This window comes from Limosilactobacillus panis (assembly GCF_019797825.1).
Taxonomy (GTDB): Bacteria; Bacillota; Bacilli; order Lactobacillales; family Lactobacillaceae; genus Limosilactobacillus; species Limosilactobacillus panis_A.
Genome location: NZ_CP081855.1, coordinates 1,466,584 through 1,480,283 on the forward strand (window position 1 = coordinate 1,466,584; position 13,700 = coordinate 1,480,283).

The following is a 13,700-nucleotide window of genomic DNA, read 5'->3' on the forward strand; positions in this document are numbered from 1 at the left end:
CGGTTCCGTATACGGCGGTTCGACAACTTAATCACTTTGAATTGACTGGAGCGTCTTGGACATATTTATTAGTCCAAGGTGCTCCAGTTTTCTATTTGTTAGAGAATAACTCAAAGTCTTACTGTGTGCGGTTCGCCAGTAGCCCTTACGGGTACTAGCGAAGACATATGCATCACGATAAGACAATCCGAGCCTTTGTAAGTTAGTAATCTTAGTTTTGAATTTCTTCCATTGCTTCCAGATATATTGCCTTATTCGCGCCCTTAACCACTGGTCAAGTCGTTGAATAAAGCCAGTCAGTTTCCCAATTGAGTAATATTGAAGCCAACCCCGCATTTTGCGATGAATTTCCTCAAACATTTGCTCAATGGATACTCCCCGATTGCGCTTTGTTAACAGCTTTAGTGCTTGCTTAACTCGCTTTTGTGATTGCTTGGCCGGTCGGGCATAGGCACCGTTACGGTCTACACCTAGTGAAAAGCCAAGAAACTTCAATCTTAGGGGACTACCAACTTTAGTTTTATCTGGATTAACTTTAACCTTCAATTGCTTTTCGAGAAAATGGGTAATACTGCGCATTACTCGTTCTCCCGCCCGTTGACTTTTAACATAAATATTACAATCATCCGCATAGCGTACAAAGTGATGGCCACGTCTGGTCAACTCTTTATCCAACTCATTTAGGTAAATATTCGCCAGTAATGGTGATAATGGTCCACCTTGCGGCGTTCCTTTGTCACTCCTAGCGAAAAGCCCATGATCTAAGACCCCGCTAGTCAAAAACTTGCGGATAAGTCTTAGTGTCCATGGGTCATTAATATATTGTTGGAGGTACTTAATCATCAAATCATGGTTGACGTTATCGAAATAGGCCTTCAGGTCTAAGTCGACTACTCTTCGATATCCCTGATTATATAGTTTAACTACCTTTGCGATTGCGTCTTGGGCTCCACGATGAGGGCGAAAGCCAAAACTATTATCCGAGAAAATACGCTCAAAGATTGGCGTGAGCACTTGGGCAACTGCTTGTTGGACCATGCGGTCCACTACCGTTGGTATCCCTAGTTTTCTCACTCCACCGTTGGGCTTGGGAATTTCCACTCGTTTAACCGGTACTGGCTTATAATTGCCTTCACGTAGGTTGGTGATTAACTCCGTTTTATTTTCTCTAAGATATTGCAGGAGGCCATCGACAGTCATATCATCAATGCCCGCTGCTCCTTTATTTCTCTTAACTCGCAAATAAGCCTGGTTCAGGTTATTGCGGTCCAAGACTTGGTCTTGGATAGTGACACTCATACCTTTACCTTCACCATAATCGGTACTACGCGCCCTTGTGTACTTTCGGTTTTCCAAACCTATCCTCGACAAGCGGTCAGCTTGTGGTTCTGTTTTCTGCGATTGTCGCACCTGATTACACCTCCGATATAAGTTATTATCGTTCGGTCCTTCATCTAATTAATTAGACTACTATGACCTCGGCTGACTTCTGGCTTACTCAACACAACATCACTGCTATGCTTGCTTCTGTGGAATTTCATTCATTCCTCTTGTCGGAAACGTGTAGGTCAGATCTCCCCGGGTAAGAATATTAACTTTCGTACCATGTCACCGTTAGCTTTACTGAAAGCAACTTCGAGTAGTATTGGACTTTAGTTTGTCTAGCAACCTTATCCAGTTACTCTCAGCCTTATAGCTACTTCTTGTTCATCGGTGCAGCACTTTGCCTTAGACTTCCTTCAGATTCCACCTCACAGCGGACACCCTTGTCCTCGGCTCATGGTTCCGACTACTACGGCCCATAGTGGACTTTCACCACCTAGCTAATACCCATGCCGGGCGCACTAGAAGAAGAGGCTGGGAATTAACTATTAATTCTTGGTTCTCTAACAGTAAAATCCGGACTATAATTTTTGATCGATTCAAAAATCATAGTCCGGATTTTAAATTATTTATAAAATTAGTCGCCAATCGACTAATTGATTGACCAAATTTCGTTAGATTTAATGCCATCAAGGCTAGCCCAATGTCATTTTCCACAGCCCGTTGTCCGCGTAGATGAGTTCGGCGTATGCCAAAATCCCTCTTCATGTGACCAAAGACTGGCTCAACGTCGAACTTTCGTCGACGATAAATTGCCTTGCCTTCGTCACTTGAGAGGGTTGCTTTTACTTTAGCCTTGTAATAATTCCACGTTGGGTTAACCTGCATATAGCGTTGCCGACCACTTGGTGTTTTTGCCAACTCATCCAATTGTTCTGACAGTTGGTGCTTATCCGCTCGATAGAGTTTGAAATCACGTTCGAAACCATATTTATCGGTTCGCCTACTATACCGATAAAAGCTAAAGCGAACTCCTAAATGATCGATGTAGTAATCATCTTCGGCATTATACTGCCAATTTTGTGATTTAGTTGGATCGTTTTTAAATTTATGTTTCTGTTCCTTTTGATAAGTTGTGTATGGAATAACAGGCTGCTTTTCAAACTGATCAAGAATCATTGTGTAATTGTACTCACTACCATAACCGGCATCGGCAACGATATGCTTAAAGAAATCTAAAGCATGAAACTGGGTAAGGAATGGCACTAAGGTCCTGGTGTCAGTTGGATTTGAAAAGAGCCCGTAATCAAGGACAAATTGCTTATGTGTAGCGATTTGCAGGTTATAGCCGGGCTTTAACTCCCGATTCATCATCGGATCTTCCTTCATACACATAAAAGTCGCATCATGATCAGTCTTGGAATAGCTATTACGACCTTGGAAGATATCTTCGGCACGTTCATACTTTTTGGCACGCGGAATTAGGTCGTTGCTTAATTGATGGCGAAGTTTTTTTAGAAAACGACGGCGCCGTTTTCTAACTGAACCACCTTTGATGATTTTTGGTTCTTGCTTAATCTCTTCATCTAACTTAGTGATTTTCTCCGCAAGTTCTTGTTCCATTACTTCCATGCCTTCGGCAGAAGTAACCAGCTCGGGTGCCATTTCTTGCACCACTTGTTTTTCTACTAGTTCCTCATAAAGCTTACTCGTCTTTTCTCTTAACTTAGCGTGATACTTTTCAACTGCCCGTCGCCAAGTAAATGAATATTTATTGGCATCGGCTTCTACCTTGGTCCCATCGATAAAAACTGCATCATTTTGAATTAGTCCGTGATCTTTCAAAGCCATGGTAAAGTAAACAAAGGCATGTTTAATTAGCTTACTAGCGTGCTGACTGCGTCGAAAGTTATTAATGGTATGGTAGCTATAAGCATAATCATGAGCTAACCAACGCATTGGCAGGTTCTCATCCAACATCATTTCAATCTTTCTTCCAGAATAAGTTTGACGTGCGTAGGCAAACAAGAGAATCTTAAGCATAATTGCTGGATGCGATGAAGGGCGGCCGGTAGCCGCTCCTGAATCTTCTAATAGCACATTTTGTGGAATCGAGTCGACAAAATCACTAATTAGCCGCGCAATATGATTTTGTGGTAAATCATAGTTATAGCTTAGTACGAATTCGGTTTGTCCTATGGTATAATTTTGATACATGAAAATCGCTCCTTTGGGTTGTTTTGTGGTAATTACATCATATCAGGAACGATTTCCTGTGTACATAAAAACCGGATGATGAATTGTTCAAAAAATTCATCATCCGGTTTTTGCTTTGGACTAGGAGTTTTTTCCCAGCCTCTTTCATTCGTTTTCAATACGTATCGTTATTGACTGCTTACGTAATAATGTTTTAGATTTGCAAATGATTTACCATTCAAAACTAAAAGCACGGCAATGCTCTTTCAAACAAACATTGTCGTGCTTTATAGTTTAGCTGAATATCGATAAACAAATGCCTCCGGTGGGGGTCGAACCCACACTCCCTCAACGGGAACTGGATTTTGAGTCCAGCGCGTCTGCCAATTCCGCCACAGAGGCATCAGCTAACTAAAAGGTGGTAATCGGATTTGAACCGATGATAAAGGTTTTGCAGACCTCTGCCTTACCACTTGGCTATACCACCAAATAGTTAAAGTTGAACAGGATTAAACATGTTCAACCCATAAGGGCGGTATGTGGGATTCGAACCCACGCGTGCCGGACCCACAAACCGGTGTGTTAACCAAACTTCACCAATACCGCCAAAATATTCAGTTAAGCAGGGATAGTAGGAATCGAACCCACAATGACGGTTTTGGAGACCGTAGTTATACCATTTAACTATATCCCTATAAAATGGAGGAGAGTGGATTCGAACCACCGAACCCGAAGGAATGGATTTACGGTCCATCGCGTTTAGCCAGACTTCGCTACTCCTCCATAAAGTGGCGCGGGACGGAATCGAACCGCCGACACACGGAGCTTCAATCCGTTGCTCTACCAACTGAGCTACCGAGCCATCCTGTGTATGGGTGTAACAACTATTTAGTTGCCAATGGAAGATACAGGGCTCGAACCTGTGACCCTCTGCTTGTAAGGCAGACGCTCTCCCAACTGAGCTAATCCTCCAAAAGTGACCCGTGCGGGATTTGAACCCACGATACCAGCGTGAAAGGCTGGTGTCTTAACCACTTGACTAACGGGTCATCTCAACGGAGAGTAAGGGATTCGAACCCTTGATACAGGCTTTAACCCGTATACAGCATTTCCAATGCTGCTCCTTCGGCCAACTCGGACAACTCTCCATGGATGCGTGGCAGCGTCCTATCCTCGCAGGGAGCGATCCCCCAACTACTTTCGGCGTGTTGAAGCTTAACTTCTGTGTTCGGCATGGGAACAGGTGTATCCTTCAAGCCATCATCACCACACTTCGTCTCTTCTGAGACGAGAGCTTGCGCTCTCAAAACTAAACAATATCTAACCTCACCAACAAACCTAACCGCTCTTCCTTGGTTAAGTCCTCGACCGATTAGTAATGGTCCGCTCCATGCATCACTGCACTTCCACTTCCATCCTATCTACCACATCATCTTTGTGGGGTCTTACTTCCCCGAAGGGAATGGGAAATCTCATCTCGAGGCGAGTTTCACACTTAGATGCTTTCAGCGTTTATCTCGTCCATACATAGCTACCCAGCCGTGCTCCTGGCGGAACAACTGGTACACCAGCGGTATGTCCATCCCGGTCCTCTCGTACTAAGGACAGCTCCTCTCAAATTTCCTACGCCCGCGACGGATAGGGACCGAACTGTCTCACGACGTTCTGAACCCAGCTCGCGTACCGCTTTAATGGGCGAACAGCCCAACCCTTGGGACCGACTACAGCCCCAGGATGCGATGAGCCGACATCGAGGTGCCAAACCTCCCCGTCGATGTGGACTCTTGGGGGAGATAAGCCTGTTATCCCCAGGGTAGCTTTTATCCGTTGAGCGATGGCCCTTCCATACGGAACCACCGGATCACTAAGCCCGACTTTCGTCCCTGCTCGACCTGTCTGTCTCGCAGTCAAGCTCGCTTGTGCCTTTACACTCTGCGAATGATTTCCAACCATTCTGAGCGAACCTTTGGGCGCCTCCGTTACCTTTTGGGAGGCGACCGCCCCAGTCAAACTGCCCACCTGACACTGTCTCCCAGCACGTTCAGTGCTGCGGGTTAGAGTGGTCATAATGCAAGGGTAGTATCCCACCAGCGCCTCCAGCGAAACTAGCGTTCCGCTTTCTATGGCTCCTACCTATCCTGTACAAGCAGTACAAACACTCAATATCAAGCTACAGTAAAGCTCCATGGGGTCTTTCCGTCCTGTCGCGGGTACCCTGCATCTTCACAGGGATTTCAATTTCACCGAGTCTCTCGTTGAGACAGTGCCCAGATCGTTACGCCTTTCGTGCGGGTCGGAACTTACCCGACAAGGAATTTCGCTACCTTAGGACCGTTATAGTTACGGCCGCCGTTTACTGGGGCTTCAATTCTGAGCTTCGCTTACGCTAACCCATCCTTTTAACCTTCCAGCACCGGGCAGGCGTCAGCCCCTATACTTCATCTTACGATTTTGCAGAAACCTGTGTTTTTGATAAACAGTCGCCTGGGCCTTTTCACTGCGGCTGGCCTTGCGGCCAGCACCCCTTCTTCCGAAGTTACGGGGTCATTTTGCCGAGTTCCTTAACGAGAGTTCTCTCGCTCACCTTAGGATTCTCTCCTCGACTACCTGTGTCGGTTTGCGGTACGGGCAGTTGAATACTCACTAGAAGTTTTTCTCGGCAGTGTGACATCAGCGACTTCGTTACTATAATTTCACTCCCCATCACAACTCGTCAACCCGCAACTAAGCATTTGACTCAGTTACTGACTCGTTGCTTGGCCGCACTCTTCCAATCATGCGGTTCGCTTAGCCTCCTGCGTCCCTCCATCATTCAAACGCATTCAACTGGTACAGGAATCTCAACCTGTTATCCATCGCCTACGCCTCTCGGCCTCAGCTTAGGTCCCGACTTACCCTGGGAGGACGAGCCTTCCCCAGGAAACCTTAGTCATTCGGTGGACAGGATTCTCACCTGTCTTTCGCTACTCATACCGGCATTCTCACTTCTAAGCGCTCCACCAGTCCTCACGGTCTGACTTCGCCGCCCTTAGAACGCTCTCCTACCACGTGCACGTAGTGCACATCCACAGTTTCGGTAATATGCTTAGCCCCGGTACATTTTCGGCGCAGGATCACTCGACTAGTGAGCTATTACGCACTCTTTAAATGGTGGCTGCTTCTGAGCCAACATCCTAGTTGTCTATGCAACTCCACATCCTTTTCCACTTAGCATATATTTAGGGACCTTAACTGGTGATCTGGGCTGTTCCCCTTTCGACGGTGGATCTTATCACTCATCGTCTGACTCCTGAGGATAAATCGATGGCATTCGGAGTTTATCTGAAGTTGGTAACCCATGACGGGCCCCTTGTCCAAACAGTAGCTCTACCTCCACGATTCTTTTCCTCAAGGCTCCCCCTAAAGAGATTTCGGAGAGAACCAGCTATCTCCAAGTTCGTTTGGAATTTCACCGCTACCCACACCTCATCCCAGCCATTTTCAACTGACACGGGTTCGGCCCTCCAGTGCGCTTTACCGCACCTTCAACCTGGACATGGGTAGGTCACCTGGTTTCGGGTCTATAACTACATACTTCATACGCCCATTTAAGACTCGCTTTCGCTACGGCTCCGGTTTTCCTACCTTAACCTTGCATGCAATCATAACTCGCCGGTTCATTCTGCAAGAGGCACGCCGTCACCCATTAACGGGCTCCGACTGCTTGTAGGCACATGGTTTCAGGAACTATTTCACTCCCCTTCCGGGGTGCTTTTCACCTTTCCCTCACGGTACTGGTTCACTATCGGTCACTAGGTAGTATTTAGCCTTGCGAGATGGTTCTCGCAGCTTCCGACGGGGTTTCACGTGTCCCGCCGTACTCAGGATCCTGAACGGAGAATGTGACGTTTCGTCTACGGGGCTATCACCCTCTCTGGCACAGCTTCCCAGCTGTTGCGACTACGTCGCATTTTGGTAACTCCATTGTTCAGTCCTACAACCCCAGTAAGCAAGCTCACTGGTTTGGGCTCTTCCCCTTTCGCTCGCCGCTACTCAGGGAATCGATTTTTCTTTCTCTTCCTGCAGCTACTGAGATGTTTCAGTTCACTGCGTCTTCCCTCTGCTAGCTATGAATTCACTAGTCAGATAACCAACGACTAAGTTGGTTGGGTTTCCCCATTCGGAAATCTCCGGATCAAAGTGTACTTACCACTCCCCGAAGCATATCGGTGTTTATCCCGTCCTTCATCGGCTCCTAGTACCAAGGCATTCACCATGCGCCCTTCATAACTTAACCTTGATGATCACTTCGTGATCACCTTGATTAATTGAGTTAGCGATTATTTCGTTAATAAAACTCAAATAACGCGGTGTTCTCGGTTTATTGTTTTGATTAATAAAGAAATTAGATATTATTTAGTTTTCAAAGTACAAGCTCTGAGGGTAAACCCCTCAAAACTAAACAAAGTTTCAACTAATGTGTAGGTTCCGTTTTATTCCTTAGAAAGGAGGTGATCCAGCCGCAGGTTCTCCTACGGCTACCTTGTTACGACTTCACCCCAGTCATCTGCCCTGCCTTAGGCAGCTCCCTCCAAAATGGTTAGGCCACTGACTTTGGGCATTGCAAACTTCCATGGTGTGACGGGCGGTGTGTACAAGGCCCGGGAACGTATTCACCGCGGCATGCTGATCCGCGATTACTAGCGATTCCGACTTCGTGCAGTCGAGTTGCAGACTGCAGTCCGAACTGAGACCGGCTTTAAGAGATTTGCACACCCTCGCGGGTTAGCTGCTCGTTGTACCGGCCATTGTAGCACGTGTGTAGCCCAGGTCATAAGGGGCATGATGATCTGACGTCGTCCCCACCTTCCTCCGGTTTGTCACCGGCAGTCTCACTAGAGTGCCCAACTGAATGCTGGCAACTAGTAACAAGGGTTGCGCTCGTTGCGGGACTTAACCCAACATCTCACGACACGAGCTGACGACGACCATGCACCACCTGTCATTGCGTCCCCGAAGGGAACGCCTAATCTCTTAGGTTAGCGCAAGATGTCAAGACCTGGTAAGGTTCTTCGCGTAGCTTCGAATTAAACCACATGCTCCACCGCTTGTGCGGGCCCCCGTCAATTCCTTTGAGTTTCAACCTTGCGGTCGTACTCCCCAGGCGGAGTGCTTAATGCGTTAGCTGCGGCACTGAAGGGCGGAAACCCTCCAACACCTAGCACTCATCGTTTACGGCATGGACTACCAGGGTATCTAATCCTGTTCGCTACCCATGCTTTCGAGCCTCAGCGTCAGTTGCAGACCAGACAGCCGCCTTCGCCACTGGTGTTCTTCCATATATCTACGCATTCCACCGCTACACATGGAGTTCCACTGTCCTCTTCTGCACTCAAGTCGCCCGGTTTCCGATGCACTTCTTCGGTTAAGCCGAAGGCTTTCACATCAGACCTAAGCAACCGCCTGCGCTCGCTTTACGCCCAATAAATCCGGATAACGCTTGCCACCTACGTATTACCGCGGCTGCTGGCACGTAGTTAGCCGTGACTTTCTGGTTGAATACCGTCACTGCATGAACAGTTACTCTCATGCACGTTCTTCTTCAACAACAGAGTTTTACGAGCCGAAACCCTTCTTCACTCACGCGGTGTTGCTCCATCAGGCTTGCGCCCATTGTGGAAGATTCCCTACTGCTGCCTCCCGTAGGAGTATGGACCGTGTCTCAGTTCCATTGTGGCCGATCAGTCTCTCAACTCGGCTATGCATCATTGCCTTGGTAGGCCGTTACCCTACCAACTAGCTAATGCACCGCGGGTCCATCCTAAAGTGATAGCCGAAACCATCTTTGATACGAAAACCATGTGGTTTTCGTAGTTATGCGGTATTAGCACCTGTTTCCAAATGTTATCCCCCGCTTTAGGGCAGGTTGCCCACGTGTTACTCACCCGTCCGCCGCTCACTGGTAATCCATCGTCAAATCAGTGCAAGCACGTCATATCAGTTGGGCCAGTGCGCTCGACTTGCATGTATTAGGCACACCGCCGGCGTTCATCCTGAGCCAGGATCAAACTCTCATATAAAATATAAGAACTTGAATAGCTCTAATTCAAATTAATTAAGCGAATTGACTTCGCAAATGTTTTTGCTCCAATCACCGAAGTGATTAAAGACCCTACACATTTGATTCGTCGAAACTTTGTTCAGTTTTCAAAGGTCTACCAAGCTGCATTAAACAGCTTTTAAATTATATCATCTCATCAGTAACCAGTCAATAACTTTTTCAATCAAGCGATTAAATCAGTTAATCAATCAGTCTCTCGTGAGACAACTTTTATATGATAACAAAGAACCAAATCTCTGTCAACAACTGTTTTGAAAATAATTTGTTAAGAAAATAACAACTTCGCAACAGCAAGTAATAATATACCAAGGTCCAAGCAATTCGTCAACACTTTTTTAATAAAAAATCAAAATGTGTGCTGCAAATCATATAAGCAGTCATAAACCTCAATTGCTACAAGGTCAATATTGTCAAAACGGAACCGTTCGTAGGGGCGAAACCGGACAAACACGTACTCATCACTTCCCTGAACATAGGTGACCTCACACACCGGAATTCCAAATTACTCAAAGGTCCGCTTCTGCCTTTTCGCTGTCTGGTCATGCTTCATTGCATCTAAACGCCGAATAATCTGCACTAGCTGTGAATGCTCCACTGTCTCCTGTTCACCTCCAAAACAAAAGATGAGTAATGACCCCACTACTCATCTTGAATATCATGTTTAATTTTATCTGATTTAACTAGTAATGCAACCATTCCGGCAAACATTCCGAAGTAATAGGTTAATAACCGCCACAAAATCATCGCAAGAACTAACTTGCTTCCCGAGCCGATGAAGCTGGCAAAAAGTACCGAAAACGAGTACTCTGCTCCCCCAGCTCCACCAGGAATTGGAAAGAGGGAGATAATCATAAAGATCAACACGTGTAGGCTAATGACCATCACAAAATTAATATGGTGCACCCCGAGGGCCAGCATTATGAAATACGGGATTGCATAGTAGAAAAACAGTTGGCACAGAGTAACGATACATACCCGCCACATTTTACCGTACTCACTCTTAATCCGTAAACTTTCCTGGTAGAAAGTATCAACCTTTGCGTTCAGGTTCACCCGTAACTTTTCGTACCGTTCCGGCTTTATAAAGAGCTCCACCGGTTTAATAATCAAATTAAGGGCTTTTTTAGTAAAGCTATACCAATACATCACCAGTAATAGCCCAACAATCACGGCCAGGTGAACTAAAAAGCCAAACAGGACGAGCAGGGAAAGGGCGTGGAGCTTTTCGGCAATAAAGTGAAAACCAATCACCAGACTGATTAAGAAGTTGATGACAATCATCGCCTGGAAGACGACGAACTTCATCAAGAGAACCGAACTTGCCAGTCCCCCATCGACCCCACACTGGAGCATCCCCACTAACTGCGCCGGTTGTCCACCGGTCGAAAACGGGGTAATTCCGTTAAAAAGTTGCTCAATCGGTGGCAGACGCATTGCATCTTTCCAGGTAAAGTCCGGGTGGCGGTTATTCATAAAAATCTTAACGACCACCCCTTCCAATCCCAGGTAGAGGCAGATACACAGTAATGCTACCAGCATCCACCACCAATTTAGGGTAAAGAAGTCACGGACCAGTAGGTGGAGGTTAACCGTGCGCAATGAATATGCAATGATCCCCCCACCAATCAGGAGCATCAAGATAAGGACGAGCCAATTTTTTCTACTCATGGTCATCCCCCTTTGCAGCTTGTTCGCAATAAAATTTCTCCCAAATCCTAGCCAGGTGGTCTTCTGAGTAATGAGCGGCCGCTTCCCGTGCCCGCTTTTGCCAATGGGCCAGGCGGGCCGGATCATTCCGCAGTAGGGTCAATTTCTCTTGCATCTCCAGGATATCCTTAGCAGGCTCGTAGTCACCATCAATAATACTGCGGTAGAGGTCAAGATCCCGCAGCATGACCGCCGTCCCGCAACTAAAGGCTTCCAGAACGGACATCGGAAAGAGCTCGTTAAACGACGGCAGCAGGAACAAGTCGGCCGCATTGTTTAACTCTGCAATCTCGTCACGGCTGACAATCCCCGTAAACTTAAGATTTGCCGGCGGGTTTTCTACCACCTTCTTCAGCTCATGGTAGCCGTCTGTCAAGGGGCCAAATGAAAAGCCCCCGGCCCAAACAAACTGAACGTCCGGATTTTGCTTAGCAAGCTGGATGAAGTCGGGAACCCCCTTGCGTTCCTGAACCTGGCCGCTTCCCAGGACAACGAACTTATCTGCAGGTAGGCCGTACTTCTTACGCAGGGCGAAGTGTTGTTTAACATCCACCGGGTGAAAACGAGCGCTATCCACAAAGTTGGGAATATAGGTGATCTGCTCACGGGGAATCCCGTAGGCCACTAGCTTATCAATAAAGGACGGGTTAACGACCACCAGGTGATCCATCCGCTTATAAAAGGCAATTACATAACGATAAAAAATCCCACGAAATGGTTGTGGGATTTTCAAACTACCTTCCAGAGTCTCCGGCAAGAAATGCACGTAACCAACCTTTTGCCCCCGCTTCTTCGAAAAGGTCGAAAAATAAAAGGGCAAGTCAATCGTGTGGTAGTGGCTAATGTCACTCTTGCAATAGTGGTTTATTTCAATGTCAAATTCATCTTCAAAGTGCGTCTTCAGCAGGTTGATCAGTTCCAGGTAGGCACTGCCCACCCCTTGACCGGCAACCTTGTCCGCTGATGAAAACATCGTAATTTTAATCATCACTAACTCCTCGAACGATGAAATAGGCGACGGTGGTGCCGTGCCTTGGCAACTTCTCTTTCAGCCAGCGTCCTTTGACAATCGCGGTAGTATTCAACGACCCGCTTGGCAAAAACTTCCGCCGAAATAGCGTGCAGCTTTACCTGGCGCTTCCGGTGGGACTCCTCGGTCCCAGGGTTATTCAGGTAGTGAATGACCCCCTTGACCAGGTCTTCTCGCTTTTGGAAGCTCACCCCAATTGCCGGATCATCAATCAGTTCGTCCGTATAGACGCTGCGCATGACAACGATTGGCAAGCCCGAAGCCAGGGCCTCATCGTAAGTTAGTCCCTGAGACTCGGAATCTGATGCAGACACAAAGACATCCGCCATTTGATAATAATGGTGGACATCATCATTCTTGATTTCTCCCGCAAACTGAACATGGGATCCCAAGTCCATCTGGCGAACCTGCCGTTCCAATGTTTTCCGGGCGGGCCCGTCACCAACAATCAAAAGCTGGGCAGCCGGATTTTGGGCTAAGATATCGGGCATGGCATCAATTAAGGTATGAATGTTTTTCTCGTAAGCCAGCCGACTCAAGGAAAGGAGGACCGGCGTGTCATCTTCGTAGCCATACTTAGCACGGAGGGCGTGAACCGCTGCTGGCGAGTCCTGGTGCTGGTACACCCGCAGGTTGATTCCCGTCGGAATAATCCGGATGGGTGCTGTGACGTCATACGACCGCAGAGTATCCAGAACCCGTTTACTCGGGGCAATCACCCCGTCGATATTATGCATGTAAAGACGTGCATAGGTTGCCACATTTTTCGGCTTGACAATGTGACCGTTGGCTATGTAATGAAGATAATCTTGGTACATCGTGTGGTAGGTGTGTAGGCAAGGAATGTCCAGCTCATGAGCCACCAACTTACCAATCATCCCCAGCGCAAACTCGGTCTGGTTATGAACAACGTCGAGGTGAAACCGCCGGGCCAAGTGAACCGCCCGGATACCACCCCGGATAGCAATTCGCCGGTCCGTGAAGGAGACAAAGGGGATACTAGCAAAGCGATAGATGCCGTTTTCAACATCGTCCTTCTTTGCCTGGGGATCAGTCGTCGTAAAGATATACACGTGATGCCCCTGAGCAGTCAGCTCATCGCGGAGGGTCTTAATGGAAGTTGCTACTCCACTAACCTGAGGAAAATATGTATCTGTAAAAAGACCAATATTCACGCTAACTGCTCCTATCTTTTCGTTTTCGCATAATGTTAATTATTATACTAAAGAGCCCCCTCTTTAGCAAAAGACACATTTCTCCTATTGTAAGATGATTCCGTGCTATCGACAAGGCCGCGTTTACGAGATTAATTTTTTCTTAAATAGCGGCAAATTAAAAGGCACC

The 13,700-nt window shown here is 47.1% G+C and carries 6 protein-coding genes, 9 tRNA genes and 3 rRNA genes; all 18 read right to left on the minus strand.

The window, feature by feature from the left end:
- Positions 1 to 27: 27 nt before the first annotated feature.
- On the minus strand, positions 28 to 1,410 hold the full coding sequence (ltrA, locus tag KZE55_RS07115; protein WP_222257731.1) for a group II intron reverse transcriptase/maturase: 1,383 nt from the start codon (positions 1,408 to 1,410) through the stop codon (positions 28 to 30).
- 519 nt (positions 1,411 to 1,929) lie between these two features.
- Positions 1,930 to 3,540, minus strand: coding sequence for an IS1182 family transposase (locus KZE55_RS07120; protein WP_222257689.1), 1,611 nt, complete (start codon positions 3,538 to 3,540; stop codon positions 1,930 to 1,932).
- Positions 3,541 to 3,836: 296 nt separating this feature from the next.
- Positions 3,837 to 3,921, minus strand: a tRNA-Leu gene (locus tag KZE55_RS07125).
- A gap of 14 nt (positions 3,922 to 3,935) precedes the next feature.
- Positions 3,936 to 4,006, minus strand: a tRNA-Cys gene (locus tag KZE55_RS07130).
- A gap of 44 nt (positions 4,007 to 4,050) precedes the next feature.
- Positions 4,051 to 4,125 (minus strand) — tRNA-His (locus KZE55_RS07135).
- A 17-nt stretch (positions 4,126 to 4,142) separates the two neighbouring features.
- Positions 4,143 to 4,213, minus strand: a tRNA-Trp gene (locus KZE55_RS07140).
- 6 nt (positions 4,214 to 4,219) lie between these two features.
- Positions 4,220 to 4,302: transfer RNA gene (locus KZE55_RS07145), tRNA-Tyr, on the minus strand.
- Between the two features lie 6 nt (positions 4,303 to 4,308).
- Positions 4,309 to 4,381: transfer RNA gene (locus KZE55_RS07150), tRNA-Phe, on the minus strand.
- Positions 4,382 to 4,418: 37 nt separating this feature from the next.
- A tRNA-Val gene (locus KZE55_RS07155) sits at positions 4,419 to 4,491 on the minus strand.
- Between the two features lie 5 nt (positions 4,492 to 4,496).
- Positions 4,497 to 4,568, minus strand: a tRNA-Glu gene (locus KZE55_RS07160).
- Positions 4,569 to 4,575: 7 nt separating this feature from the next.
- Positions 4,576 to 4,667 (minus strand) — tRNA-Ser (locus KZE55_RS07165).
- A gap of 6 nt (positions 4,668 to 4,673) precedes the next feature.
- Positions 4,674 to 4,790: ribosomal RNA gene (gene rrf / locus KZE55_RS07170) — 5S ribosomal RNA — on the minus strand.
- A gap of 81 nt (positions 4,791 to 4,871) precedes the next feature.
- A 23S ribosomal RNA gene (locus KZE55_RS07175) occupies positions 4,872 to 7,795 on the minus strand.
- Between the two features lie 207 nt (positions 7,796 to 8,002).
- Positions 8,003 to 9,578 (minus strand): 16S ribosomal RNA (locus KZE55_RS07180).
- The 16S, 23S and 5S rRNA genes sit together here with 9 tRNA genes alongside, the layout of an rRNA operon.
- Before the next feature lie 387 nt (positions 9,579 to 9,965).
- A complete protein-coding gene (locus KZE55_RS10300; protein WP_261313218.1) occupies positions 9,966 to 10,109 on the minus strand; it encodes a YkuJ family protein in 144 nt (47 codons plus the stop codon).
- Positions 10,110 to 10,258: 149 nt separating this feature from the next.
- Positions 10,259 to 11,287: a lysylphosphatidylglycerol synthase transmembrane domain-containing protein gene (locus KZE55_RS07190; RefSeq protein ID WP_222257948.1), complete on the minus strand. Its 1,029-nt coding sequence runs from the start codon at positions 11,285 to 11,287 to the stop codon at positions 10,259 to 10,261.
- Positions 11,280 to 12,314 carry a glycosyltransferase family 4 protein gene (locus KZE55_RS07195; protein ID WP_222257949.1) on the minus strand — a complete coding sequence of 345 codons (1,035 nt, stop codon included), beginning with the start codon at positions 12,312 to 12,314 and terminating at the stop codon, positions 11,280 to 11,282. Before KZE55_RS07195 ends, KZE55_RS07190 begins: the two co-directional genes overlap by 8 nt.
- Positions 12,315 to 12,316: 2 nt before the next feature.
- Positions 12,317 to 13,531: a glycosyltransferase family 4 protein gene (locus KZE55_RS07200; RefSeq protein WP_191980294.1), complete on the minus strand. Its 1,215-nt coding sequence runs from the start codon at positions 13,529 to 13,531 to the stop codon at positions 12,317 to 12,319.
- Positions 13,532 to 13,700 lie beyond the last annotated feature (169 nt).

Excerpts from the sequence above, each read along its gene's own strand:
- KZE55_RS07120 (WP_222257689.1), bottom strand. The coding sequence starts at position 3,540 with ATGTATCAAAATTATACCATAGGACAAACCGAATTCGTACTAAGCTAT.
- KZE55_RS07190 (WP_222257948.1), bottom strand. The coding sequence starts at position 11,287 with ATGAGTAGAAAAAATTGGCTCGTCCTTATCTTGATGCTCCTGATTGGT.
- KZE55_RS07195 (WP_222257949.1), bottom strand. The coding sequence starts at position 12,314 with ATGATTAAAATTACGATGTTTTCATCAGCGGACAAGGTTGCCGGTCAA.